This window comes from Microbacterium sp. NPDC077184 (assembly GCF_040687055.1).
Classification (GTDB): Bacteria; Actinomycetota; Actinomycetes; order Actinomycetales; family Microbacteriaceae; genus Microbacterium.
This window is the reverse complement of the sequence record NZ_JBFBMM010000004.1, coordinates 124,197-149,409: the sequence shown is the minus strand read 5'-3', so window position 1 is coordinate 149,409 and position 25,213 is coordinate 124,197. Positions and strand designations below refer to the sequence as shown.

General features: G+C 70.0%; 27 protein-coding genes. 18 read left to right on the top strand and 9 right to left on the bottom strand.

The genetic code is table 11. The features are described 5' to 3' along the window. Positions 1 to 6 precede the first annotated feature (6 nt). From AB0O93_RS09555 to AB0O93_RS09535, 5 genes are read right to left on the bottom strand one after another with little or no spacing between them, the layout of a single operon-like run. Entirely contained in the window at positions 7 to 981 is a 975-nt protein-coding gene (locus AB0O93_RS09555; RefSeq protein WP_363342787.1) for an alpha/beta hydrolase, read from the bottom strand. Beyond that, positions 974 to 1,438: a DUF3237 domain-containing protein gene (locus tag AB0O93_RS09550; protein ID WP_363342785.1), complete on the bottom strand. Its 465-nt coding sequence runs from the start codon at positions 1,436 to 1,438 to the stop codon at positions 974 to 976. The genes AB0O93_RS09555 and AB0O93_RS09550 overlap by 8 nt, the downstream gene beginning before the upstream one ends. 41 nt (positions 1,439 to 1,479) lie before the next feature. Beyond that, positions 1,480 to 2,505 carry an ABC transporter permease gene (locus tag AB0O93_RS09545; protein ID WP_363342783.1) on the bottom strand — a complete coding sequence of 342 codons (1,026 nt, stop codon included), beginning with the start codon at positions 2,503 to 2,505 and terminating at the stop codon, positions 1,480 to 1,482. Further along, positions 2,502 to 4,076, bottom strand: a complete 1,575-nt coding sequence (locus tag AB0O93_RS09540; protein ID WP_363342781.1) for a sugar ABC transporter ATP-binding protein — start codon at positions 4,074 to 4,076, stop codon at positions 2,502 to 2,504. The genes AB0O93_RS09545 and AB0O93_RS09540 overlap by 4 nt, the downstream gene beginning before the upstream one ends. 4 nt (positions 4,077 to 4,080) lie before the next feature. After that, positions 4,081 to 5,271 carry a substrate-binding domain-containing protein gene (locus AB0O93_RS09535; RefSeq protein ID WP_363342779.1) on the bottom strand — a complete coding sequence of 397 codons (1,191 nt, stop codon included), beginning with the start codon at positions 5,269 to 5,271 and terminating at the stop codon, positions 4,081 to 4,083. Positions 5,272 to 5,323: 52 nt separating this feature from the next. Between AB0O93_RS09535 and AB0O93_RS09530 the strand changes: the two genes are divergently transcribed. The 8 genes from AB0O93_RS09530 to AB0O93_RS09495 all read left to right on the top strand — a co-directional run bounded on the left by AB0O93_RS09530 (position 5,324) and on the right by AB0O93_RS09495 (position 12,009). Continuing rightward, the gene (locus AB0O93_RS09530; RefSeq protein ID WP_363342777.1) at positions 5,324 to 5,497 is read left to right on the top strand and encodes a hypothetical protein; all 174 of its coding nucleotides are present in this window, start codon (positions 5,324 to 5,326) and stop codon (positions 5,495 to 5,497) included. A gap of 61 nt (positions 5,498 to 5,558) precedes the next feature. After that, positions 5,559 to 6,632, top strand: a complete 1,074-nt coding sequence (locus AB0O93_RS09525; protein ID WP_363342775.1) for a zinc ABC transporter substrate-binding protein — start codon at positions 5,559 to 5,561, stop codon at positions 6,630 to 6,632. A gap of 32 nt (positions 6,633 to 6,664) precedes the next feature. Beyond that, positions 6,665 to 7,459: a metal ABC transporter ATP-binding protein gene (locus AB0O93_RS09520; protein ID WP_363342970.1), complete on the top strand. Its 795-nt coding sequence runs from the start codon at positions 6,665 to 6,667 to the stop codon at positions 7,457 to 7,459. Then, positions 7,456 to 8,346, top strand: a complete 891-nt coding sequence (locus tag AB0O93_RS09515) for a metal ABC transporter permease (RefSeq protein WP_363342773.1) — start codon at positions 7,456 to 7,458, stop codon at positions 8,344 to 8,346. Before AB0O93_RS09520 ends, AB0O93_RS09515 begins: the two co-directional genes overlap by 4 nt. Before the next feature lie 45 nt (positions 8,347 to 8,391). Then, complete coding sequence (locus AB0O93_RS09510; RefSeq protein WP_363342771.1) at positions 8,392 to 8,805, top strand: transcriptional repressor; 414 nt, start codon at positions 8,392 to 8,394, stop codon at positions 8,803 to 8,805. Next, on the top strand, positions 8,735 to 9,814 hold the full coding sequence (locus AB0O93_RS09505; protein ID WP_363342768.1) for a permease: 1,080 nt from the start codon (positions 8,735 to 8,737) through the stop codon (positions 9,812 to 9,814). The genes AB0O93_RS09510 and AB0O93_RS09505 overlap by 71 nt, the downstream gene beginning before the upstream one ends. Beyond that, the gene (locus AB0O93_RS09500) at positions 9,807 to 10,613 is read left to right on the top strand and encodes a TIGR03943 family protein (protein ID WP_363342766.1); all 807 of its coding nucleotides are present in this window, start codon (positions 9,807 to 9,809) and stop codon (positions 10,611 to 10,613) included. The genes AB0O93_RS09505 and AB0O93_RS09500 overlap by 8 nt, the downstream gene beginning before the upstream one ends. After that, a complete protein-coding gene (locus AB0O93_RS09495; protein WP_363342764.1) occupies positions 10,603 to 12,009 on the top strand; it encodes a hypothetical protein in 1,407 nt (468 codons plus the stop codon). Before AB0O93_RS09500 ends, AB0O93_RS09495 begins: the two co-directional genes overlap by 11 nt. Here the strand turns inward: AB0O93_RS09495 and AB0O93_RS09490 are convergent. Then, positions 11,991 to 13,607 carry an MFS transporter gene (locus AB0O93_RS09490; protein WP_363342762.1) on the bottom strand — a complete coding sequence of 539 codons (1,617 nt, stop codon included), beginning with the start codon at positions 13,605 to 13,607 and terminating at the stop codon, positions 11,991 to 11,993. The two genes, AB0O93_RS09495 and AB0O93_RS09490, sit on opposite strands and share 19 nt — an antisense overlap. 139 nt (positions 13,608 to 13,746) lie before the next feature. Between AB0O93_RS09490 and AB0O93_RS09485 the strand changes: the two genes are divergently transcribed. The 7 genes from AB0O93_RS09485 to rpsN all read left to right on the top strand — a co-directional run bounded on the left by AB0O93_RS09485 (position 13,747) and on the right by rpsN (position 17,295). Next, positions 13,747 to 13,947, top strand: coding sequence for a hypothetical protein (locus tag AB0O93_RS09485; RefSeq protein ID WP_363342760.1), 201 nt, complete (start codon positions 13,747 to 13,749; stop codon positions 13,945 to 13,947). Then, positions 13,944 to 14,285, top strand: a complete 342-nt coding sequence (locus AB0O93_RS09480) for a type II toxin-antitoxin system PemK/MazF family toxin (protein WP_363342758.1) — start codon at positions 13,944 to 13,946, stop codon at positions 14,283 to 14,285. The genes AB0O93_RS09485 and AB0O93_RS09480 overlap by 4 nt, the downstream gene beginning before the upstream one ends. Before the next feature lie 46 nt (positions 14,286 to 14,331). After that, positions 14,332 to 15,015, top strand: coding sequence for a DNA-3-methyladenine glycosylase (locus tag AB0O93_RS09475; protein WP_363342756.1), 684 nt, complete (start codon positions 14,332 to 14,334; stop codon positions 15,013 to 15,015). A gap of 44 nt (positions 15,016 to 15,059) precedes the next feature. Continuing rightward, positions 15,060 to 16,400 carry a DUF222 domain-containing protein gene (locus tag AB0O93_RS09470; protein WP_363342754.1) on the top strand — a complete coding sequence of 447 codons (1,341 nt, stop codon included), beginning with the start codon at positions 15,060 to 15,062 and terminating at the stop codon, positions 16,398 to 16,400. Positions 16,401 to 16,578: 178 nt separating this feature from the next. Continuing rightward, entirely contained in the window at positions 16,579 to 16,815 is a 237-nt protein-coding gene (rpmB, locus tag AB0O93_RS09465; RefSeq protein WP_053546896.1) for a 50S ribosomal protein L28, read from the top strand. After that, positions 16,815 to 16,985, top strand: coding sequence for a 50S ribosomal protein L33 (gene rpmG / locus AB0O93_RS09460; RefSeq protein ID WP_005051772.1), 171 nt, complete (start codon positions 16,815 to 16,817; stop codon positions 16,983 to 16,985). Before rpmB ends, rpmG begins: the two co-directional genes overlap by 1 nt. 4 nt (positions 16,986 to 16,989) lie before the next feature. Continuing rightward, on the top strand, positions 16,990 to 17,295 hold the full coding sequence (gene rpsN / locus AB0O93_RS09455; protein WP_353998828.1) for a 30S ribosomal protein S14: 306 nt from the start codon (positions 16,990 to 16,992) through the stop codon (positions 17,293 to 17,295). Positions 17,296 to 17,388: 93 nt separating this feature from the next. On the opposite strand, the gene AB0O93_RS09450 is transcribed toward rpsN, so the two are convergent. Beyond that, positions 17,389 to 19,158 (bottom strand): M20/M25/M40 family metallo-hydrolase, encoded by a 1,770-nt coding sequence (locus AB0O93_RS09450; RefSeq protein ID WP_363342751.1) that lies wholly within the window; start codon positions 19,156 to 19,158, stop codon positions 17,389 to 17,391. Between the two features lie 311 nt (positions 19,159 to 19,469). On the opposite strand from AB0O93_RS09450, the gene AB0O93_RS09445 reads away from it, so the two are divergent. After that, positions 19,470 to 19,757, top strand: a complete 288-nt coding sequence (locus tag AB0O93_RS09445) for an HU family DNA-binding protein (RefSeq protein ID WP_053546899.1) — start codon at positions 19,470 to 19,472, stop codon at positions 19,755 to 19,757. Between the two features lie 134 nt (positions 19,758 to 19,891). Beyond that, a complete protein-coding gene (locus AB0O93_RS09440) occupies positions 19,892 to 21,868 on the top strand; it encodes a cytochrome c oxidase assembly protein (protein WP_363342968.1) in 1,977 nt (658 codons plus the stop codon). A 27-nt stretch (positions 21,869 to 21,895) separates the two neighbouring features. Here AB0O93_RS09440 and AB0O93_RS09435 read toward each other — a convergent pair whose 3' ends face one another. Beyond that, entirely contained in the window at positions 21,896 to 22,960 is a 1,065-nt protein-coding gene (locus AB0O93_RS09435; protein ID WP_363342749.1) for a hypothetical protein, read from the bottom strand. Positions 22,961 to 23,008: 48 nt separating this feature from the next. On the opposite strand from AB0O93_RS09435, the gene AB0O93_RS09430 reads away from it, so the two are divergent. Further along, positions 23,009 to 24,382 carry an AAA family ATPase gene (locus AB0O93_RS09430; protein WP_363342747.1) on the top strand — a complete coding sequence of 458 codons (1,374 nt, stop codon included), beginning with the start codon at positions 23,009 to 23,011 and terminating at the stop codon, positions 24,380 to 24,382. 30 nt (positions 24,383 to 24,412) lie between these two features. Here AB0O93_RS09430 and AB0O93_RS09425 read toward each other — a convergent pair whose 3' ends face one another. Further along, a complete protein-coding gene (locus AB0O93_RS09425) occupies positions 24,413 to 25,066 on the bottom strand; it encodes a biliverdin-producing heme oxygenase (RefSeq protein WP_363342745.1) in 654 nt (217 codons plus the stop codon). Positions 25,067 to 25,213: the final 147 nt, after the last annotated feature.

The following is a 25,213-nucleotide window of genomic DNA, read 5'->3' as shown; positions in this document are numbered from 1 at the left end:
ACATGCCTATGAGACGGCCCCGACCAGTGCCCGCTCCCGCGCCGCCCACGTCGACGCCTGCTCGGTGAAGTCGCGCACGAAGCGCTGCGCCTCCTTCGCGTGTCGACTGAGGGTGATGAAGTTGTGCGTCATCCCCTCGTACAGAACGAACGCGAGGGGCACTCCGGCGGCGGCGAGATGTCCTGCGTAGGCGACGGATTCGTCGCGCAAAGGGTCGCACTGTCCGGCGGCGAGGAAGGTCGGCGGCAGAACCGAGTAGTCATCGATCCTCCGCAGTGCGCTCGCGGCGATCTTCGCCTCCTGGGAGGGGAAGTAGGACTGCATGAAGTGGGTCATCGCGTCGATGCTCAGCATCGGGCTGTCGCCGTAGAGAGCATGCGAACCGGTGATCTCGTCGTCCAAGGCGAGGAAGTCGAGCACCGGGTTGATGACCGCCTGCCAGGACACGGATGGGCCGTCGTTCGTGGCCGCCCAGTGCGTCAGCAACGCCGTGAGGTTGCCGCCGGCCGAGTCGCCACCGATCGCGAGCGGGCCGTCGCCCCCGAGGTCGGAACGGTGCTCGGCCGCCCATATCAGGGCATCGATGCACTGCTCGAACGCGACGGGGTAGACGTACTCGGGAGCGAGATAGTAATCGACGGAGAGGATCGCGATCCCGGCACCGACGCACACCGTCTGCAGGACCAGGTCGACGCTGTCGAGGTCGCCGACGACGAAGCCGCCGCCGTGCATGTAGAGGAGGAGTCCGGCGGGGGTGCCCTCGGGCAGGTACAGCCGCGCTCCCATGTCTCCGTGGCGGGTGGGGACGGTGAGGCTCTGCGTCCGCGCGGCGCGGTCGGGCCGTCCCTGCGTGGCGAGGAGCGCCGCGTAACGCCGCCGCGCTTCGGGGACGTCGGGGGATCCGTCCTCCATGGTCGAACGGAATGTCTCGACGTAGGCGCGGATGTCGTCGGCAATGGGGCGTGCCTGGGTCTCAGTCATCGGTCTGGGTCTCCTCGTGACGAGCGGCGTCGACGACTTCGTAGACGCTGATGGTGGTGGCTCCCGGCTGCACTTCGGCCCAGCCGACGAAGACGGCTCGATGAAGCCAGTCGAGCGATGGATCCGCTGTGCGGAAGATCGGGCGCGTGGCGAAGTAGGTGAGTTCCGTCCCGTCACCGGTGCGATGGCCGACGCCGGTGTTCAGGATCTCGACGACCGACCCCGCGGTCGTGCGCATCAGATATCGGGCTTCGACGTGGACGAGGTCGTCGTCGGCGAGGCGGGCCCAGTCGCCCCCGGCGGGGAGCACATCGCCGGAGATGTCGCCGGTGACGGAACCGCCGACGATGGGGACCAGGATGAGGTTCTCGCTATTGACGCGACCGATCTCGATCCAGGGGTCGACCTCGGCGGTGATGCGGAATCGGAACCGGAGGGCGGGATTCGTGGGCGACATGAGGCTCTCTTTCGTGGGGACGTCGGTGGGGAGGGGCGGGGTCATTGCGATCGCCGCCACAGCACGCTCAGACGCGCGAAACCGACCGCGACCAGGAGCGCGCCGCCGTTGAACACCGCTCCCACCCATGCCGGGGCGCCGACAAGCGTGAGGCCGCTGATGCTGACGGAGACGAACAGCAGGCCGATGACGGTCCCCAGCACGGAGGGGCGACCCACGTCGATCACGATGGTGCTGAGCAGGACGGCGGTGAGGGCCGGGAACAGCATGGACATGCCGTTGTCCGATGTCGCGGCGCCCTGACGGGCCAGCAGCAGGACGCCGGCCACGCCCGCGACGGAGCCGGAGACGACGAAGGCGAGCAGACGCACGCGCGTGACGCGCGTTCCGGTCAGCTCGGCCGCCGCGGCGTTCGAACCGATCGCGAACAGCCGTCGTCCGAACGGCGTCTGCGACATCAGATACCAGACCGCGACAGCCATGACCGCCGCCGCGACGCTGATGAAGGGCACTCCCCACAGCGACTTCGATCCGAGATCGATCAGGTCCTGGGGGATCCCCGAGGTGATCTGCAGACCGCCGGTGTACGCGAAGATCGCCCCGCCCAGGAGCGTCGCGACGCCCAGAGTGGCGATGAAGGCATTCATCTTGAGGATCGCCACCAGCACGCCGATGAAGACGCCGATCGCGGCGCCGAAGAGGATCCCGGCGCCGATGGCGACGGGAAGCGGTGCCTGGACATTCGACAGCAGGGCCGCGGTCACCACCGAGCTGGCTGCCGTCACCGCTCCGACGGAGAAGTCGAAGTACCCGGCGGCCAATGGCAGCAGCAGTGCGAGCGCCACCACCAGACCCACCGATTGGTTGGCGACGAGCGCCTGGATGTTCGCGCCGCTGCGGAACGCGGCCCCGGACTCCGGAAGGATGCTGAAGACCACCACGAGCATGACGAGGAGGATCAGCAGTCCGAAGCGCTCGATCACGGAGGATGCGGTGTGGCCCGGTCGATGTTCACGGCCGTCTCGGGGAGGTGGGATGCGGGTATCGGGGGGTGCTGTGGTCGTCATGAGGGTTCCTCATCGTCGAATTGGGACAGGTAGGCGATCCGCTCCTCGGTCAGGGCGGCACCCGAGAGCTCGTCGGTGATCCGGCCGTCGCGCAGCACGACGACGCGGTCGCACAGCGTGACCAGCTCCGCGCCGTCGGAGCTGACCACCAGGGCGGCGTTGCCGCCCGCGGCGTGATCGCGGATGAGGCGGTGGATCTCGGCGCGCGCCACGGCATCCACACCCTGGCTCGGTTCGTCCAGCAGCAGGATCCGCGGTGCCCGGTGCAGCCAGCGCGCCATCACGGCCTTCTGTTGATTCCCCCCGGAGAGAAGACGGAGGGGAGTGTCGATGCCTCGTGTCTTCACACGGAACCGGGCGGCCAGGTCGGCGGCATCGCGGCGCTGACCGGCGCGGTCCATCCGGCCGCGGCGCCAATAGGCGGGCAGGCTGGCCGCGGTCATGTTCTCCCAGACAGCCGCGTCGAGGAAGGCGCCATCGCGTTTGCGATCCTCCGGGACGAAGGCGATGCCATGGCGCATGGCATCGGCGGGGTGGGTGATCTGCGTGGTGCGTCCCTCGACGCGGATCTCCCCGGCAGCCCGGGTCGCGTGGCCGAAGACAGCACGCAGCAGCGACGACCGGCCTGACCCCGTCAGCCCCGCGACACCGACCACTTCTCCTTCCCGCACCGAGATGCCCACCCCCTCCAGTGGTCCGACGGAGAGCCCGGTCACGCCGAGGATCTCCTCACCCGTGGCGGCCGGCGCGCTGCGGCTGCCCTCCTCCCCGGTGTCCGCATCGCCGGCCATGAGCGTGACGATCCGGCGCTCGTCCAGTTCCTCGGCGGGGGTGTCTGCGACCACCCGACCGTCTCGGAGGACGGTGATGTGGTCGGCGAGCGCGAGCACCTCGGGGAGGCGGTGGCTGACGTAGACGATGCTCTGACCCCGCTCCCGGCATCGCCGCAGGTGTTCGAGCAGCAGCTCGACCTCGCTGTGCGGGAGGCTCGCCGTCGGTTCGTCGAGGACGATCGTGAGGGCGGAGTCGGTGCCGGCCGTGCCGAGGGAGCGGGCGATGGCGACCATGGTCCGCTCGCTCGCGCTCAGTCTCGACACGGGGAGAGACGGGTCCACGTCGACCTCGAGCGCGTCGAGCGCTTCGGCTGTCTGTTGCCGCAGCGCACGCCAGGAGATCCCGCGCAGGGCGGTCGGGGGGAAGCCGTTGACCAACCCGAAGTTCTCGGCGACCGTGAGGTCGTCGGCCAAGGCGAGGTCCTGGTGCACGAAGCGCAGGCCGGAGCGATACGCCTTTCCCGCGCTCCATTCCTCGGTGGCGTGGGATTCGCCGTCGATCTCGATGACACCCCCGGTGTCCGCCGCATAGACCCCCGCGAGGATCTTCAGCGTCGTCGACTTACCCGAGCCGTTTCCGCCGAGGAGGGCGTGGATGCTCCCTCGGCGGACCGACACCGACAGGTCGTGGAGCACGCGGACGCCGTCGAACGATTTGCCGATGCCGCGCAGCCGCACGGCGGCGGTCGGGTCGACCGCGGGGAGCGGAGCCATGTGGTGCGGACCCGGGAGTGTCATCGGTTCACTTCCAGATCGAGGTGTACGCGCTGACGTAGTCGATCGGGCCGTCGAACTCCTCGCCGGCCGGCGGCAGGTTGTTGTCGGCATCGACCAGCTGCCACCCCATGCCCTCGACAGCAGGCTCCTCGCCCGCGAAGTAGCGGTTCAGCTCGTCCATGGCGGCGTAGGACATGTGGCCCAGGGAGTTCCCGATGCACATCTGCTGGCCGCCGCCCGCGCGGATGTAGTCGAGGTTGGCGTCCCCGCACTCACCACCGGCGACGACCAGGTCTCGCCCGGCCGCCACGAGGGCCGGCTGGATCCCGGCGGTGAACATGAAGTCCACATCGACCGATACGGCATCGGCGTCCGATGCCTGCAGCAGAGCCGTCTCGAACTTCTGACGGATGTTCGGGACGTCGGCGGGGGTGAGGGCGAGGGTGGAGACGATCTCGCATCCCGAGCAGGTGGCGAGCTGCTCCTCGAACCCCTTCGCCAGGTAGGCCCCGAAGGCGACCCCGTCGAACTTCACCTGGAGGACCTTCGCCTCGCCGCCGGTCTGCGCGATGATCCAGTCGGCGCGCAGACGGCCCATGCTCTCGAAGAACGTCTGCGGATCCGCGACATCGTCGAGGTAGCCGATCGTCACGTCGAACAGCGGCTCGGACCCTCCCTGCGTGGGATCGTCGCAATCGAACGACGTCAGCGAGACGATGGCGACGCCGGCGTCCCGCGCCTCCTGCAGCGGCGCCTTGACCGGGGCGCAGTCGATGGACATCAGCACGATCGCATCGGCGCCGGCGGCGACAGCCTGGCGGACGCAGGCAGCCCACCCTCCGCCGACATTGTTCTGACCGTCGCAGATGTCGGACGACCATCCCAGCGCCGTGGCGGCCTCCTCAGCGCGCTCCGCGAGACGGGCCAGACCCTGGATCTGCTGGAAGGCGGACAGGATCCAGACGCTCTTGTCCGCGGCGGGCGCCGGACCGGAGTCGGGAGGAGCCGTGGAAGTGCCTTCGTAGCCGGCGGCGACGGCATCGGCCACGGCGGCCGGAACACCACCGGCCGTGGCCGCGTCCGTCTCGGCCGGCCCGGTGGTATCGGCGCATCCGGTCAGCACGAGCGCCGCGACGGCGGCTCCGCCGACCATCACCCCCCACTGTCGACGGAAGCGGGCGATGAGGGGACGGCGAAAGGGGGGCTGCGGGTTCATGGAAACTCCTGAGGAGGCATCGCGACGAAGACGGCACGCCGAGGGTGAGCGCGTGGATGCGGATGATCCGGGCGCGGTTCGCGCAGGATCACCGGGTGCCGTCTCGCACGTCTGTGTGGCGGTCGGCGTTGCGGAAAGCCTGGCGGACGCCCTGCGCATTGTCAATGCTTTCGGGTTAAGTGATCCGGATTATTTGAATCCGGTGCGCGCTAACACGAAGTCATGAGTGCGCCCGCACCCTCACCGGCCGAGTTGATAACGATTATCAGGCTGATTATCATCGAGGAATGACTACCCGACGTCTCCTCGTTCCCGCCGCGCTCGGCGCCGTGTCCGTCCTCGCGCTCGCGGGCTGCGCCTCCGGTGCGACCCCCGCCGCGTCTCCTGCGGCCGAGTCCACGGTCGCCGACCCGATCATCGTCGTCACCTCGACGAACGTGTACGGGCAGATCGCACAGGAGATCGGCGGCGAGTTCGTCGAAGTCACCTCGATCGTGACCTCCGGCACGCAGGACCCGCACTCGTACGAAGCCTCCGCGCAGGACCAGCTGACCGTGGCGGATGCCGACATCGTCGTCGAGAACGGCGGCGGGTACGACGCGTTCATCGACGGTCTGCTCGATGCGAGCGGCTCGGACGCGCATGTCATCACGGTCGCGGAGTTCTCGCACGACTGGCCGGGCGAGGACGGCGCCGCCCACGACCACGCCGAGGAAGAAGTGGCGGCCGACGACGCGGCTGAGGCCGACGACCACGACCACGCGCACGACGACCACGCCCACGAGGGCGAGGAGCACGCCGAGGGCGACGACCACGCCGGCCACGACCACATCGAGGGCTTCAACGAGCACGTCTGGTACGACCCTCACACGATCGAGCACTTCGCCGAGGCGCTCGCGGAGGAGTTCGCCGAGCAGCGCCCGGAGGACGCCGAGGCGTTCGAGGCCAACGCCGCAACCTTCATCGACGGCATCGCCGACCTCGAGGCGTCCCTCGCCGAGATCGACGCCGCCCACGCGGGCGAGGCCGTGTTCGTCACCGAGCCCGTCCCGGTCTACCTCGCCGTCGCCGCGGGCCTGGAGAACGTGACCCCCGACGCCTTCAGCGAGGCCGTCGAAGAGGGCCAGGACGTTCCGCCCGCCACCCTGCTCGAGGCGATGAACCTCCTCGCCGACGGCGACGTGCGCGTCGTCATCGCGAACGCGCAGACCGGCGGTGCCGAGACCACGCAGATCATCACGGATGCCGAGACCCGCGGCATCCCGGTGATCGAGTTCACCGAAACGCTCCCTGAGGGCCAGACTTACCTCTCGTGGATGCAGGAGAACATCACGGCGCTCTCGGACGCTCTGGCGGAGTGAGCACCGGGCACGAACAGGCCTCGGGCCCCGCGCTGCGCATTCGCGGCGCGGGGCTGCGGCGTTCCGAGCGCGAGCTGTGGGGCGGACTCGACCTCGACGTCCAGCCCGGCGAGTTCATCGCCGTCCTCGGCCCCAGCGGGTCCGGGAAGACCACGCTGCTGCGTGCGATCCTCGGCCTCGAGCAGCTGAGCACCGGCACGATCGAGGTGCTCGGGAGCCCCGTCCGCCGCGGCGGCAATCGACGCATCGGGTACATCCCGCAGTCACGGCCCCTCCCGCCCGAGACCTCCCTCCGCGGCCGCGACCTCGTCACCCTCGGCGTCAGCGGGCACCGGTTCGGCCCGCCCATCCCGCGTCGCGCGGATCGCGAGAAAGTCGACGCCCTCCTCGCCGAGGTCGGGGCGACCGCGTTCGCCGACCGCCCCGTGGGCCTCCTTTCCGGCGGCGAGCAGCAGCGCCTCCGCGTCGGACAGGCGCTCGCCGACGACCCCGGTCTCCTCCTCTGCGACGAGCCGCTCACGAGCCTCGACCTCGCCAACCAGCAGGCGGTCGTCGCCCTCATCGACCGCCAGCGGCAGGAGCGGAACGCCGCGGTCCTCCTGGTCACCCACGACATCAACCCGGTGCTCGACCGCGTCGACCGCATCCTCTACATCGTGGGCGGACGCTTCACCCTCGGCGCCCCCGAGGAGGTCCTGCGCTCGGAGGTCCTCACCGACCTCTATGGCGCCCCGGTCTTCGTCCTCCAGGCCGGCGACCGGCTCGTGGTCGTCGGAGCGCCGGATGCCGAGGAGAGCCACCACCACCACGACGAGGACCACCGATGAACTGGGACGAGATCTCCGAAGCCCTCTTCGGCGGGGTCGAGGTGTACGGGCAGATCCTCGCGCTGGTGACGAATTCGGTGTGGGCGGGCGCGATCCTCGGCCTCGTCGGCGGCCTCATCGGGGTCTTCGTGATGCAGCGCGACATGGCCTTCGCCGTCCACGGCATCAGCGAGCTGTCGTTCGCCGGAGCCGCGGCCTTCCTCCTCATCGGATGGGATGTCGTCACCGGATCGATCGTCGGATCCCTCATCGCCGCCGCCCTCATCGGGTGGCTCGGCGCTCGCGCGCGGGAGCGCAACTCGATCATCGGCGTGCTCATGCCCTTCGGGCTGGGGCTCGGCATCTTGTTCCTCGCGCTGTATCAGGGGCGCTCGGCGAACCGCTTCAGCCTCCTCACCGGACAGATCGTGTCGGTGCCGTCGAGCCAGCTCGGCATGCTCATCGTCATCAGCGCGCTCGTCCTCGTCGCGCTCCTCATGATCTGGCGCCCCCTGCGCTTCGACTCGCTCGACCCGCAGTCGGCCGCCGCGCGCGGGGTGCCGAGCACCGTCGTCTCGCTCGGGTTCATGCTGCTGCTGGGACTCATCGTCGCCGTCGCGGTCCACATCATCGGGGCGCTGCTGGTGATGGCGCTCCTGGTGACGCCGGCCGCCGCCGCGATGCGGATCGCCACGGGACCCATCACGGTCCCCGTGCTCGCGGCGGTGTTCGGGTTCGTCTCGGCGGTGGGCGGCATCCTGCTGGCGATCGCCGGAACACTTCCGGTGAGTCCGTACATCACGACGATCTCGTTCCTCATCTACCTCGTCTGCCGCATCGCCGGCGGACGCCGCGGGCGGGTGACCCGTCGACGCGAGTCGGCGCGCACCGCGGTCTCGGCCGCGTGAGCCGTTCCCAGGCGGCTCGGAACCCTCGACGGTAGACTCCCCGCCATGGCTCAGCGCAACACCTGGCAGCGCGAGCGCGTCCGCGAGGCGCTCGCCGACGCCCCCGGCTTCGTCAGCGCGCAAGCGCTGCACGCGCTCCTGCGCGACGAGAACACCGGCATCGGTCTGGCCACGGTCTACCGTGCCCTCGCCGGCCTCGCCGCCCAGGGTGATGCCGATTCGCTCCAGAGCCCCGACGGCGAGGCGCTCTATCGCGCCTGCACCACCACCGGGCATCACCACCACCTGATCTGCCGCTCGTGTGGACGCACGGTCGAGATCGAAGCGACCGATGTCGAGCAGTGGGCGCACGACACCGCCGAGAAGCACGGATTCACCCGCGCCGAGCATGTCGTCGACATCTTCGGCGTGTGCGCGGTGTGCACGGCCGCCGCCGAGAACGAGCGTGCCGGCGACTGAGCGGGCCCGCACGGCGCCGCCCGCGCGCCCGACGAAGACCCTCGTCGCGCTCGGGATCGGCGCCGTCGTCGTCGCCGCGCTCTTCGCGATCGACCTGTTCGCGCCCGCGCTCTTCTCCGCCTCCCTGCCGACCCGCGCCGAAGACGGGCTGACCCTCGCCCTCAGCGTCCTCATCGAGTCGCTGCCGTTCGTCGCGCTCGGCGTGGTGCTCTCGATCGCCGTCCAGGTGTGGGTGCCGCCGGGAGTGATCGAGCGGTGGATGCCGCGCCGGGCGTGGGCACGCCGGGCGGTGCTGTCGCTCCTCGGCATGGTCGTTCCGGTCTGCGAGTGCGGCAACGTCCCGTTCGCCCGCGGGCTCCTCATGCGCGGGTTCAGCGTGTCCGAGACGATGACCTTCCTCATCGCCGCGCCGATCGTGAACCCCATCGTCATCATCACCACGCACCAGGCGTTCGGCTTCGACGACGGCATCCTGATCGTCCGTCTGGTCGGCGGCTACCTCATCGCCAACCTCATCGGCTGGCTGTACTCGCGTCACCCGGATCCGGATGCCGTGCTCACCGACCGCTTCCGGGCGACGTGCGAGCTCGCGGCCCACGACACCAGCGGTCGCGCGCAGCGGAGCCTCGCCCAGTTCATCGTCGAGCTCCGCGCCGTGATGCCGGCCCTCATCATCGGCTCCGCGCTCGCCGGCGCGATCCAGGTGCTCGTGCCGCGGGAGGCGCTGCTGGCGATCGGGTCGAACCCGGCGCTGTCGATCGCGGCGATGATCGCGCTGGCGATGGTCGTGTCGATCTGCTCGAACGTCGACTCGTTCTTCGCGCTGTCGTTCGCCTCGACCTTCACGCCCGGGTCGATCGTCGCCTTCCTGCTGGTCGGCCCCATCGTCGACGTGAAGATGCTGGCGCTGCTGCGCACGACCTTCACCACCCGCACGCTCGCCGTCATCACGGTCGTCGTCGTCCTCGCCGCCTTCGCCATCGGGACGGGGGTGAACCTCGTTGCCTGATCTCGTCCGACGCCAGTCGCTCCTGACCCGCTGGCTCGGGGTCGGCCTCGCCGCGATCCTCTCCGTCGTCACGCTGTCGCTCGTCATCACCGGACGCATCTCGCTGTACATCAACCCCGACTCGGCGTGGTTCGCCGCGGGGATGTCGGTGGTGATCCTGATCGGTGCGATCGGCACCTTCGCCCTGCCCCTCGGCGCCGAGGCCGATCACGGTCACGACCACGGCGACGCGGCGGAGCCGGTCCCGCACGGCCTCGACCACGGACACGATCACGAGCCGTCCGCGGCCGCCCCGCTCACGACGGTGGGCGCGGTGGGGACCGCGGTCGGCGGAGTCGCGGCATCCGGCGTCGTCGTCCTGAGCCTCGTCCTCGCACCCGCCACGCTGTCGGCGGAGCTGGCGATGGCGCGCGACACCGGCGCCGCCCCCCTCTTCGCCGGATCGGATGCCGTCACCCTCGCCACGACCGGCGACACCGCCTCGTTCGGCGTGGGCGAGTGGGCGGCGGTGTTCGCGACCTCGACGAACCCCGACGCGTTCGCCGGCGACGAGGTGGAGCTGGTGGGCTTCGCGACGCCGAGCGAGTCGGGGGAGTTCTCCCTCACCCGGCTGGTCATCACGCACTGCGTCATCGACGCGCAACCCGCGAGCATCCCCGTCGTCGAGGTCGACACCCCCGAGACGGGGCAGTGGGTGAGCATCACCGGCACCGTCCGCTCGACCTCCGACGGGCGCCTCGAGATCGCGGCGGCCTCGGTCGAGGAGATCCCCGAGCCCGCGGACCCGTATGAGTACTGAGCCCGTCTCCCGCCGCGCCCGTGCGCACCGGCGGCGGTCGCGGTCCTTCGTCGCCGGAATCCTCGCCGTCGTCGGCGTCCTCGCGGTGTTCGGCGTGGTCGGCGCGGCCGTCACCGTCATCCAGGGGCCGCGGGTGACGTCGGTCCAGGTCGATCCGGAGGCGGCGACGACCACCTCGGGCTCGCGCATGATCGTCACGACCACGCAGTCGCTCGCCGACGTCGACCCGTCGCAGGTCACCATCACCCCCGCGACCCCGTTCGCCGTCGACACGTCGGGGCGGAGCGTCGGGGTCCGCTTCACGCTGCCCCTCTACGACGACACCGAGTACACCGTCACGATCGACGACGTCGAGGGCATCGGGGGAGGGCCGACCGCGAGCGTCACCGAGACGTTCCGCACGCCGCCGCTGCAGACCTACCTCCTGCAGCGCGGCGACGACGAGGACGTCATCGCCCGCACCGACCTCGAGGGCACCGGATCGGCGGTGTTCCGGCATCCGCACATCGAGGACTTCCGTGCGACCACCACGCACCTGGTGATCTCGGTGCAGGGAGAGGACGGGACCTCCGAACTGCTCGTGACCGACCTCGACGGCGAGAACCTCCGCGAGATCGCGCTCCCCGATGTCGGCTACGTGTCGAACCTGCAGAGCGCCGACCGGGGCGATCTCATCGGCTTCACCTTCTCGGACCGCGATCTCGGCGCCGACGGCGGGCGCGAGAGCCGGCTGTACATCGCGTCCGCGCGCGGCACCGACCCCGGCGGCGCTCCCGTCGAGGTGACCGGCGCCGATCCGCGCGTGGCGGCGTGGCGGTTCGTGCCCGACACCGACAGCATCCTGATGATCTCGTTCGACGGGACGCTGCTCCTCACCGGTTCGGGAGGCGACGGCGCCACCGCTCTCGGCTCCGCCCTCGACATCGAGGGGATCGCGCGCGGCTCGTCCGTCGCGGTCGTCGAGCGGGTCGAGGGGCTCGTCGAGATCGACCTGACCGACGCGTCCGAGTCGCCGCTCGTCGACCCCGACCCCGATCTCGGCGGAGCCACCACGGTCACCCCCCTCCCGGACGGCTCGACCATCCGCACCGGCGCGGTGCTCGATGACGGCGCGCCGACGGGCCGGACGGCCGTCTCCCTCGTCGGGGTCGACGGCGCCGCCACCGAGCTGGCCGAGGTCGCCGCGACGGATGCCGTGCTGCAGACCTGCGTCTCGCCGAGCGCGCGATATCTCGCGGTGATGGTGGCCCCGGATGCCGTGGACAACCGCTACGACACCTACGGCCTCCCCCTCCCCGAGCGGGTGGAGACGCACGTCATCGAGATCGCCGACGGCGCGGAGGTCGTCGCGCTGATCGGATCGTCGGTCGCGTGGTGTCAGACCCCGCGGGCCTGAGGTTCCGGTGTGGCGGCTGCGACCTCACGGGGCAGGCCGCGCGACAGCATGAGGGCGACCACCGCGAGGGCGAACACGAGGAACAGCGCCTGCCGTAGCGAGGCGACCTGCGTCTCGGCGTAGGTCTGGGCGATCTGCGCGGCCTCGTCCGCCGTCGCCCCGCCCGCCTCCAGTGCCTGCTCGGCCTCAGCCTGCGACAGGATCGGCGTGCCCGTCTCGGTGGCCGCGACCACCTGCTGGCGGATGTCGGAGGGCAGGTCGCTGCTCTCGATCGCACTGGTGAAGCCCGAGGTGAGCAGCAGGATGAACACCGACCCGACCAGGGCCGTGCCGAACGAGGATCCGAGGTTCTGGAACGTTCCCTGCAGGCCCCCGACCTCGGACGTGTCGGCGGCGCTGACGGCGGACATGTTGACGTTTCCGAGCTGGGAGGCGAGGAGGCCGAAGCCGGCGCCGACGATGAACATGCCGATCGCGAAGATCACGCCGGCGAGGTCGGGCTGCACCGCGGCGAACACCAGGAGCACGCCGAAAGCGAGGACCCCCTGGCCCCATCGCGCGATCTGGCGCGGCGATCGCACCGTCGACAGGCGCGAGCCGACGACCGAGAAGAGGATGAGGCCGAGCGAGAGCGGAAGGATCCGCAGGCCGGTCTGCAGGGCGTCGTAGCCCTGGATCGTCTGCAGGTAGACGGGGACGACGAAGAAGAGCGCGGCGATCGCGAAGTACTGCGACAGGAACATCGCCAGACCGCTGCGGAGCGCGGGGATGCCGAGGAGTCCGACCTTGAGCAGAGGGCTGCCGCCCGTCCGCTCGAGGTGGCGCTGGCGGCGGACGAACAGCCACAGCACCACGATCGCGAGGAGGATCAGGTATGCCACGGGCGAGACGCCGAACGGAGCGATCGTGACGTCGCCGACGACGGGCGGATCCAGCGGCACGATCCAGCCCCAGCTCTTGCTCTGGAGGACGGCGAACACCAGCATCGCCATCCCGCCCGCCGACAGGATGACGCTGCCGAGGTCGATGCGGGCGGGGTTCTCGCTTGCGGCATCCTTGATCCGTCCGGAGAGCAGCAGCACCAGGATCATGACGATCGTCTCGGCGGCGAAGACGAATCGCCACGACGCGTATGTGGTGACGAGCCCGCCGATGAGCGGACCCGCGGCGGCGGCGATGCCGGTGGCGGCGCCGAGGGCCGAGAAGGCGACGACGCGCTCGCGGCCGGAGTAGTTGACGGCGGCGAGGGCGGCGATCGCGGGGATCACGAGGACCGCGCCGAGTCCTTCGACGAGCGACCAGCCGAGCATCAGCACGGTCAGGTTGGGACTGAGCGCGGTCGTGAGGGACCCGAGGCCGTAGATGACGGCGCCGATGCGGAAGGCGCGGGCGCGTCCCCAGCGATCGCCGAGCTTGCCACCGGTGAGCATGAAGGCCGCCATCGTGAGCGCGTAGAAGGTGATCGCCGCCTGCATCCCGGTGATCGTGGTGCCGAGGTCGGACGCGACGGTCGAGATCGACACGTTCATGACCGTGCTGTCGAGGATCATCACGAACTGCGACACGCACAGGAGCAGGAGCACCGACCATCGACCCATGCGCGGGACGCTACGACCGCGGCGCGACGGGGGCATCCCCCGGGGTGGATGAGATCGGCGATGGCCACAGCGTCGTAGGTACCCGTCCGACTACTGGTCCCATGTTCTACATTTGTTGAACGCGCGCTATTCTGGGCGCATGGCCACCACAATCGGATTCCGACCGACCCCGGATGACGAGCGCATACTCCGCGAAGCAGCGCAGGCGGGTGAGAGCACAACCGACACCTTGCGGCGTGCCCTGAGGTTGCTCGATCACGAACGTTGGCTGGATCGGTTCCGCGCCGACGCCGAGGCACTGAAAGGCGAGGACCTCGACGCGGAGCCCGAAGCCTGGTGATACGGGGAGCCGTCTATCGCATCGATCTGGGCAGGCCTCGCGGCCATGAGCAGGGTGGCAAACGCTTGGGGCTGGTGGTCTCGCCGTCGCGTTCACCGCTGTCGGTCGCGACGGTCATCCCGGCTTCGACCTCCGCGGGGAGTTCGATCCACCGTCCAGAGCTCGAGATCGCCGGCCGACGCACCCGACTGCTGGTGGATCAGATCCGCTCGATCGATGTCGACTACGTTGTGGGCGATCCCGTCGACTATCTCACCCGCGATCAGCTCGCCGAGGTGGATCTGGCTGTGGCCCACTATCTCGGCACTCAGGATGCGGGCCCGCACCGCGCAACGTAGAGGCCACTCGCCGCATCCTGTGCGCACCTGCGCCTAGCCTGGGCGGATGGCTCCCGTCCGACCCGCGCGCGCCGACGATCTCGTCGCGCTGCCGCTCGAGGTCGCGCCGCGTCTGTTGGGTGCGCACCTGACGACGGTGGTCGCGGGCGAGGCGGTGACGGTCCGGATCACCGAGGTCGAGGCCTATCACGGCCGCGGAACGGGTGACGTGCCCGATCCCGGCTCGCACGCGCGCATGGGACCGACGCCGCGCAACGCCACGATGTGGGGCCCGCCCGGTCATCTCTACGTCTACCTCAGCCACGGCATCCACTCGTGTGTGAACGTCGTCTGCGGGCCGGAGGGGGTTGCCGGAGGTGTGCTCCTCCGCGCGGGCGAGGTGATCGCCGGAACGGATGCCGCACGGACGCGTCGATCGGCCGCCCGCGCGACGCGCGACCTGGCCCGCGGCCCGGGCCGCTTCGGCTCGACCGTCGGTCTGCGTCACGCCCTGCACGACGGGATCGACGCGCTCGCGGGAACCGAGCGGAACGGGGCGACCGCGCGGCTGGAGCTCACCGAGGTGGCGCTCTATGGGGTGGCGTCGGGGCCGCGCGTGGGCGTCGCCGGCGTCGCGGGGACTGCGGCCTTCCCGTGGCGCTTCTGGATCCCCGGCGACGACACGGTCTCGCCCTTCCGCTGGGGCCGCGGCGCCCGCGAGGCGGAGATACATAGAAACGACATCGGTTGAGTGCATTCCGACCCAATGTCGTAGTTCTGTTCTAGTGTTCGGGTATGGATGGTTCAGGGTTCGAGGGCATCGCGGAAGCGTTGGCGGCGGTGGTCGCCGCGGGTGGCGACCGGCCGGTGACGGCGTTGTCACCGGGGGAACTGTTGGGGGTGCTGGAGGCTTTCGGGGCGTTGAAGCGTCACGTGGATGCCGGGTTGGCGCCGGTGGCGGCGGAGGTCGCCCGTCAGTCGCGGCGGGAGCTCGGGTCGGATTCTCTGGCCCGGAAGGCGGGGTTCTCCTCCGCCCCGGCGTTGGTGGCGACCACGGTGGGAACCACGGTGGGGGAGGCGGTGCGGTGGATCCAGGTCGGGGAAGCGACCGCACCCCGCATCGCGTTGACCGGGGAAGAGCTGCCCGCCCAGCATCCGCATGTGGCCCGCGCGGTCGCAGACGGTGTCCTCGGGATGACGGGCGCGGCAGCGATCACCGCCCTGCTGGACCGTGTGGCCGTGCGGGTGGATCCGGAACGGCTGGAGCGGGCGGAGGCGGAACTGGTGGGGTTGGTGCCGGGTCTTCGCCCGGATCAACTGTCGAAACTCCTCGCCCGCGCCGAAGCGCACCTGGACCCCGACGGCATCGCACCCCGCCACGAGGACTGCGTCGCGGACCGGTCGTTCACCCTCCAGGAACGGGACGGGATGCTGGTGTTGGCGGGGACGTTGGATGCCGAAACCGGAGCACCGGTGAAAGCGGCGATCGAAGCGATCGTGGGCGGGGTGCTGCGCCGCAACGAACACGCCGACACCGACACGCGGGAACGAGACCCGCGGTCGGTGAAACAGATCCAAGCGGACGCTCTCGCGGACCTGTGTCGCCACGCGATCGGATGCACGGAGGTTCCCACCGGTCCACAGGCCACCATCGTGGTGCGGGTGGACCTGGCCGACCTGGAAGCGGGCACCGGCGCGGCCACCATCGACGGACTCACGGCCCCGATCCCTGCCGGAGCCGTGCGGCGCCTCGCCGCCGACGCGCAGGTGATCCCCTGCGTCCTCGGTGGCGACAGCGACATCCTCGACTGGGGCCGCACCCGCCGCCTCTTCACGAGCGCGCAGAAACTCGCGCTCGTTGAACGCGACGGCGGGTGCGTGTCGTGCGGGGCACCGCCGGCGTGGTGTCACGTCCACCACGTGAACTGGTGGAAACGCGACAAGGGTTCCACCGACCTCGGCAATGGGGTGCTGCTGTGCACCGGATGCCACCACCGCCTCCACGCCGACGGGTGGGACATCCACATCGACGGCACCGGCACCCACGCCACCGTCTGGCTCATCCCCCCACCCTGGATCGACCCCCACCGCACCCCACGCCCCACCGGCACCCGCAGATACACCCTCACCGCCTGACGCGGATCGAGGCTCGCCGCGCGCGCGTGCTAGACTCCTCGTTTGTCTGCCCGCACTCCAGCGGGACAGTTCGCACCCTTCCTCGAATCCCCGTCGGAAACGGCGGTGTCTTGCGGGGTGCAGACAAGGGATCTTGGGTGGCACCGTCCGGTGTCACGGTACAGAAGGAGACATCACCATGGCAGCAGTGTGCCAGGTGACTGGAGCGGTTCCCGGCTTCGGTCACAACATCTCGCACTCGCACCGCCGGACGAAGCGCCGCTTCGACCCGAACGTGCAGAAGAAGACCTACTTCGTTCCCTCGCTTGGTCGCAAGATCACGCTGAACGTCTCGGCCAAGGGCATCAAGGTCATTGACGCCCGCGGCATCGAGTCGGTCGCGAAGGACCTGATCGCGAAGGGTGTGAAGCTCTGATGGCCAAGAAGGCACAGGACGTCCGTCCGATCATCAAGCTGCGTTCGACCGCCGGCACGGGGTACACCTACGTGACGCGCAAGAACCGCCGCAACAACCCCGACCGCATCGTGCTGAAGAAGTACGACCCGGTCATCCGCAAGCACGTCGAATTCCGAGAGGAGCGCTGATCACATGGCTAAGAAGAGCAAGATCGCGCGCAACCAGCAGCGCCAGGAGGTCGTCGACCGCTACGCCGCCAAGCGCGCCGAGCTGAAGAAGGCCCTCGTCGACCCCGCGTCGACCGACGAGCAGCGTGAAGCCGCTCGCCTGGGCCTGCAGAAGCTGCCCCGCAACGCCTCGCCGGTGCGTCTGCGCTCGCGCGACGTCATCGACGGCCGCCCCCGTGGCGTGCTGACGAAGTTCGGCATCTCCCGTGTGCGCTTCCGCGACATGGCCCACCGTGGAGAACTCCCCGGTGTGACCAAGTCGTCCTGGTAAGCACCAGACGCAACAGCGAAGGGCGGGCCTCCCGAGGGAGACCCGCCCTTCGTCGTTCCTACGACACGACTCCTTGCGTCACGACTCCGCGCGTCACGACTCCGTGCGTGCGCGACGGTGACGCGAGGCCGCAAGCGCGCTCACGACGACGCCGCCCATGAGGAGCACGCCGGCCGCGAGAGCGAACGGCGCCACCGAGCTTCCACCGGTCGTCGCCAGGTCACCACGACCAGGGCCTGCCGCCGGAGCGGGGGTCACCGTCTCGACGGGTTCCGTCGTCGGCTCGGCACCAGGACCGGTCGGCTCGGGCTCCGGCGACGGCACCGCCGGGTCGGTCGGCTCGGGGCTCACCGGCGGCTGCGCGTCGACGAGGTCCCACGCCAGCACGTGCGCGGCCCACCCGATCGCCGGGGCGAAAGCATCCACCGATTCCCGGTTGACGTTCTCGAGGGTGTCCGTCGGGCGGTGGTAGTTGCTGTCCAAGGGCTCCCCGGCGGTGCCTCCGAAGATCGCCGCCTCCTCCTCGGTCTTGATGGTGTCGGCGCCCGAGAAGAGTCCCCCCGCCGGGATGCCGGCCTCGATGAACGCCTGGTAGTCCGAGCGTCCCGAGAACTCGCTGTCCACCCACGGCTGCTCCGCGCCGTCGAAGTAGTCCGTGAAGATCGCCTCGAGCGCGATGGAGCCCTCGGGCACCGTCACGGGTGCCTCGAAGGTCGACTGGTCGGCGTCGTAGACACCGACGGTGTAGTTGTCCGAGCCGATCATGTCGTAGTTCAGGTACGCCGAGATGCGCTCGAGGGCTGCGGGATCGTTCTCGGCGAGGTCGGTGACGTAGTGCGTCGAGCCGAGCAGGCCGATCTCCTCCGCACCCCAGAAGGCGAGGCGGATCTGGCGGTCGTTCGGGAACTCGTACGCCGCCACCTGATCGGCGAGGGCGAGCAGCGCCGCCGATCCCGAAGCGTTGTCGTTGACCCCCGGGCCGGCGTCGACGCCGTCGAGGTGCGCGCCGATCACGACGACATCCTCCGGGTCGCCGGCGATGGACTCCGCGATCACGTTGAACGTGGGGACCTCCACGAACTCCTTCTCGATCACGACGTCCGCCGTCGGTGCGGGCTCCTCCGCGGTCTGGGCGGCCGCGATGAGATCGAACAGGACGGCTCCGTCCTCCGGCGTCAGTGACGCGGCGGGAGCCGAAGAGGGGTTCCGGTCGCCGACGGTGCCGTTCTCGACCAGCCCGGGGGCGTTGTTCGCGATGAGCACCGCGGCGGCGTCGACGGCGGTGGCGTTCGCGACCTTGTCGCCGAAGGCGCACACGCCGCGCTGAACCACGACCACCGATCCCGCCGAAATGTCGGCGAAGGATGCCGGGTCGCAGCCGAGCCGACCGCCCTCCTCCTCCGCGGGGGCGGCGAGCGGCGCACCGACGAGGGGCTCCGCGGTCCCCTCGGCGTTGATCATGTGCCCGCCGACGAGCGCGACGCCGCCGACGGTCACGCTGACGGGGCCCTCGATCACGTCGTCGACGGTGAAGACCTGGCGCTCGACCGTGAAAGCGCCGGTCGCCTCGAGCACCTGCTCGACGTAGGCGGCGGAGGCCTCGTAGCCGGGGCCGTTCCAGATGCGGTAGCCCTCCTCGGCGTAGGACTCGCTGATCTCGGCGAGCTCGGCGAGGTGGGTCATGACCTGCCCGCCCGTGAGGCCGAGGGTCGTGTGTTCGGTCGGACCCTCCGGGACGGCGGCCCACGCGGGCTGCGCCAGAGCGCCGCCGCCGAGGAGGCCGACGGCGGTGACGACCGCGAGCGTCCGCGCGCGGCGGGAGGAGAGGGAGGACGGGGTCTTCGTCGTATGCGTCTTATGCAACGGGGAGTTCGCCTTTCAGGGGGTGATGTGCGCTCCGGTGCGCACTCGACTCATCCTGCGTGTATGGACAGGAAATCCAAAGCAGATCCTGCACTTTTCACGTGAGCGTAATGATCCACTCCGTCGTCACTCGCGTCACATGAGCCTCGGAATGAGCGCGACACGCCGGGCGATTGAGCCCGAAATGCCCGTGAATCCGCGGAAACACGGGGGTGGTTGGTACTGTCGAGGCGGTCCATCCGACCAACGGAGGTGCGAACCCTTCGTCCGCAGTAACGAGAGGCGACGTCCGTCGCCTGGAGGACAACCACATGGCCGACAAGTCCATCACCAAGACCGAGCTCGTCGCGAGCATCGCAAGCGCCACCGGACAGAGCCAGTCCGCGGTGTCGGGCGTGCTCGACGCCCTCTTCTCCACCGTCTCCGAGGCGGTCGCCAAGGGCAGCAAGGTTTCGATCCCCGGCTGGATCGCCTTCGAGCAGGTCGAGACGTCGGCGCGCACGGGCCGCAACCCCCAGACCGGCGAGGAGATCAAGATCCCCGCGGGCAAGCGCGTCAAGGTCACCGCCGGCTCCAAGCTGAAGGCCGCCGTCAAGTAACGACGCTACGACCTCCGGAAGGGGGATGCTGTGCTCGCACAGCATCCCCCTTCTGCATGCCGCCGTAGGCTTGAACGGTGACCTCCGCCCCCACCCTGCGTGCCCCCGCGCCGCGTCGTTCCGCTGACGGCGGGATCGCGCCGCGCGCGCTGCGCCTGGCGGGCCCGGCGGTCCTCGTCGTCTCGTCGCTGATCGTCCTCGTCTGGGCTCTCATCTACGGCGGTGCGGTCGCCCCGCTCGCGCTCGGCGACCCGGGGCCGTTCGTGCGCTGGAGCGTCCCCGTCGTCAAGCTGACGGTGAATCTCGCCGCGGCCGGGATGGTCGGGATCCTCGTCACCGCGCTGTTCACGCTCCGCGCGGGCGAGCGTCCGTTCGAGACGGCGCTGGATGCGGCATCCGTCTCCGCCGCGGTGTTCACCGTCGCGTCGGCGGCGACCGGATTCCTCACCTTCGTCGACGCCTTCAACCCGCAGGTGGGACCGGGGCCGGAGTTCGGTGCGCAGCTCGGTCGCTACCTCGTCGAGACAGAGCTCGGCCGCACGTGGCTCATCACGACCATCGCCGGTGCCGTGCTCACGATCCTCACCTTCGCGGTGCGGTCATGGCTGCCGACCTTCTTCGTCGCGATCCTCGCGATGGCGACCCTCGTCCCGATGGGCACCCAGGGGCATTCGGGGGAGGAGGCGTTCCACCACGAGGCGATGACCGCGCTGATCCTGCACATCATCGGTGCCGCGATCTGGCTGGGTGGGCTGATCCTCATGGTCCTCATCCGTCCGCTGCTGCCGAAGCCGCAGCTCGCGACGGTGCTGGCGCGATACTCGAGCATCGCACTGGCCGCCTTCGTCATCGTCGCGGTGTCGGGGACCGTGCGGGCGGCGATCGGCCTGCTCGACTGGGAGGCGCTGTTCTCTCCGTACGGCGCGATCCTCATGGTGAAGGTCGTCGCCCTCATCGCGCTCGGCGCTCTCGGCGCCTGGTACCGCACCCGGCTGATCGGGCGACTCCGCGAAGACGCCGCATCCCGCATCTTCTGGCTGTTGATCGCGTGCGAGCTGGCCCTCATGGGTGCGGCGAGCGGCGCAGCGGCGGCGCTCGCGCGCACGCCCACTCCCGGTGTCATCCCGCTGCCGTCCGAGCTGAGCGCCGCGCAGATCCTGTCCGAGGCGCCGCTGCCGCCCGAGCTCACCCCGGGGCGGTGGATCACGGCGTGGAGCATCGACCTGCTCTGGGTGATGCTCGCCGGGTTCCTCGCGTTCTTCTACGTCGCGGGGGTGCTCCGCCTCCGCCGTCGCGGCGACCGCTGGCCGCTGCACCGCACGATCCTGTGGATGGCGGGCCTCCTGCTGCTGGTCTGGGTCACCAGCGGCTCGGTCAACGTCTACGGGCACTACCTGTTCAGCATGCACATGATCGCGCACATGCTCCTCAGCATGGCGATCCCCGTCCTCCTCGTCGTCGGCGCTCCGGTCACCCTCGCCGCGCGGGCGATCCGCAAGCGCGACGACGGAACGCGAGGCGGACGCGAGTGGATCCTGTGGGCCGTGCACTCCCCGGTCGCGCGGATCCTCACCAACCCCTTCGTGGCGGCGGGGCTGTTCATCGGGTCGCTCTGGGTCTTCTACTTCACCGATCTCTTCCGCTGGACCCTCTACGACCACCTCGGCCACGAGTGGATGATCGCGCACTTCCTGCTCACCGGGTACCTCTTCGCCCTCACCCTCGTCGGCATCGATCCCGTGCCGTGGCGGTTGCCCTACGCCGGCCGATTGCTGCTGCTCATCGGCGTCATGGCGATGCACGCCTTCTTCGGCATCGCGATCATGATGCAGACCGGCCTCATGGTCGCCGAATGGTACGGCTCGATGGGTCGCACCTGGGGTCCGACCCCACTCGAGGATCAGTACATCGGCGGCGGTGTGGCCTGGTCGGTCGGCGAGATCCCCACCCTGATCCTCGCCGTGACGGTGGCGATCCAGTGGAGCCGCAGCGACGCGCGCGATCAGAAGCGCAGCGACCGGCACGCCGACCGCACCGGCGACGCGGAGCTCGAGGAGTACAACGCGCGGCTCGCGAGGATGGCCGAGCGCGACGCGCGCGCCGGTCTCTGACGGCGGTGGATCCGGAGCGGATGCCGCTCAGTCGGGTGCGCGGACGATGATCGTCGCGGTCCCGTCGGGGAGCACGGTGATGTCGCCGGCGACGGGGAAGCGGACTTCCTCGCTGAGCGGTGAGATGACACCGTCGAAGAGGGACTGCACCTCGACGTCCAGGCGCGCCGCGGCCTCGGCGGGCACGATCCGCCACCCGGCGCCGTCGGGCTGGAGACGCACCTCGGGCTGCTGGATGATCTCCCACGTCGGCAGCGACACGATGCGGTCCTGCAGCACGTACCCGAACGGGCATCCGGTGGGCTGGAGTACCTGCTGACCGGCGCATCCGGTGAGGAACTCGTCCACGCGCTCCTGGACGACCGCGACGAACTCGTCGGTGGCGGTGGCCTGCAGCTCCACCGGGACCTCATGGAACGGGATGTCGGAGAGTACCGCGATCCCGGGGGTGGCCGCGATCGCGGTGTCGACCGAGACCGAGTAGACCCCGGGCGAGAAGACGAGCAGGGGGAGCGGGGCGAGGGGATCGGCATCCGCTCCGTCGGGGGAGACCTGGCGCTTGTCGATGCGGAAGCCGTTGACATCGAAGCTCATCGAGCCCTTGACCGTCAGCTCCATCACCGCGAGCGGGCTGGTCGCGAAGCGCCACGTCGGCGCGAGGCCGACGGTGCCCTCGCGTTCCACGTCGAAGGTGGTCGAGCCGGGATACGTTCCGGCGCGGTACTCGGCGGTGACGCGCAGGCGCCCGTCGTCGAGCTGCTCCTCCGAGACCACGGAGATGTCGGTGAGCGAGGCCAGGGCCGCGGAGCGCAGGAGCGCCTCGTCGGAGGTCACCGGGAGTCCGGCCGCCTCGAGCTCGAGGGCGTCGACGGCGACACCGGGGATCTGCAGGGCGTCGGCCGCCCGCCCGTCGGCGAGGAGACCGAGGTAGCGCTCCACGAACGCGGACGGGCTGTAGAGCGCGCGCTCCAGCGCCGCCCACCCCGCGAACGCCGCACCGACGACCACGGCGAGTCCCACGCCGATGACGGTCAACTCGAGACCGAGGCGCGGTCGACGACGCACCCGCTCGGCCCGCTCGCTCTGGTCCACGAGTCCAGTCTAGGAAGACCGCGGCCCTCCGCTCGTTAGCATGAGTCGGTGACCACGCCCGCCCTCTCCGCCGAGCAGGAGGCGCTGTTCCGCCTGATCGAGGACACCCGGGAGCACGTCTTCGTCACCGGACGCGCCGGAACGGGCAAATCCACGCTCCTCCAGCACCTCGCGTGGAACACCTCGAAGCAGATCGCGATCTGCGCCCCGACCGGGGTGGCGGCGCTGAATGTCGAGGGGCAGACGATCCATTCGCTGTTCCGCCTGCCGATCGGGCTGATCGCGCAGAGTCCGATCGACCAGACCGATCCCACGCGCCGCATCCTGAACGCCATCGACACCCTCGTGATCGACGAGATCTCGATGGTCAACGCCGACCTCATGGACGCGATCGACCGTTCGCTGCGTCAGGCCCGCGGGCGGCGGGCCGAACCCTTCGGCGGCGTGCAGATCGTGATGTTCGGCGATCCGTACCAACTCGCCCCCGTGCCGCCGCGCGGCGATGAGATGCGGTACGTCCGCGATCACTACCGCTCCTTCTGGTTCTTCGACGCGCGCGTGTGGGTGGGGGAGCGCGCGGCGGACGGCATCCTCGACATCGGGTCCCACGGCGCGGCGCTGCATGTGCGGGAACTCGTCGACATCCACCGGCAGAGCGATCCCGCGTTCAAGGCGATGCTCAACGCGGTGCGGTACGGCCGGGTCACGGCCGACATCGCGCAGATCCTGAACGACACCGGTGCCCGCACTCCCCCGGACCCCGCGGACGGCGAGCACCCCATCATCACGCTGGCCACCCGCAACGACATCGTGAACCAGATCAACCGGCGCCACCTCACCGAACTCGTCGGGCGCGAGCAGACCGCGATGGCCGACATCTCCGGGGACTTCGGGCGGGGGGATGCCGCCTACCCGGCCGACGTCGAGCTGAAGCTCAAGGTCGGGGCGCAGGTGATGTTCCTCCGCAACGACACCCAGGGGTTCGGCGGAGAGCCGCCGCGCTGGGTCAACGGCACGATCGGGACCGTCACCCGGATCGCGGGCGAGTCGGTGCGGGTGGAGGTCGAGGGCGAGGAGTTCGACGTCGAACCCGCGGTGTGGGAGAGGTTCCGCTACGCCTACGACCCCGGGTCGAAGTCGCTCTCGCGCGACATCGTGGCGGAGTTCACCCAGTTCCCCCTCCGTCTGGCCTGGGCGGTGACGATCCACAAGTCGCAGGGGAAGACGTACGAGCGGGCCGTGATCGACCTCGGCTCCGGAGCCTTCGCGCCCGGCCAGACCTACGTCGCGCTGTCGCGGCTGACGTCGCTCGACGGGCTCTACCTGTCGCGCCCTCTGCGTCCGAGCGACATCCGCGTCGACCCGGACGTCGCGCGGTGGATGGCGGAAGCGCGATCCCGTGCGGCGGCCGAGCGGGGCTGAACGTTCCGGACGGGCTGAATGAGCCGGACCTCAGGCGACGGGGACGGCCTTCGCGGCGGCGAGATCGTCGAACAGCTCGGTGTTGAACCGGTAGGCCAGCAGCACCTCGTCGATGACGCGGGCCTGCTCGTCGGCGTCCCAGGGTGCGGCATCCAGCTGCTCGCGGTAGATCTCCTTGAACGCCTTCGGGTCGGCGATGTCGTCGAAGAGGTAGAAGCCGATGCCGTTGGTCTCGAATCCGAAGCGCCGTGCCATGAGGCGGCCGATGAACTGCCCCCCGGAGAGGTCGCCGAGATAGCGCGTGTAATGGTGGGCGACGAACCCGCCCGGCCACGTCCTCCCCACCTGGGTGATGCGCTCGACGTAACGCTGCGTCGTGGGGAGCGGAGTGATCCGATCGCGCCACTGCGGACCCAGCAGGAAGGACAGGTCAGCCTCCAGGGCGGGCAGGCGCGTGAGCTTGTCGGTGATGAAGGGGGCGGCGATGGGATCCTCGCGCATGCGGTCGGCGGCCGCCTCGAGCGCGTCGTAGATGAACCAGTGCTGTGCGACGAGCGCGACGTAGTCGTCGCGGGTGCCTTCGCCCTTCATCAGGTCGGCCATGAACCCGGCCTGCTCGCTCGTGGAGTGCGCACCGCTGGAGCGCTCGCGCAGGGCGGTGGAGAACGGAGTCGGGTCGCTCATGCGCCCATCCTAGCGACTTAGGGTCACCTTACCTAGAGGGTGCCGGCCCGCCCGCCGATACCCGCCGCGCCCGGGACGGTCAAGCGGCTTCTCCTGGACGACGCGGGCCGGTAGCGTCGCTGTCACCCGCGCCGGACGAGCCGGGAG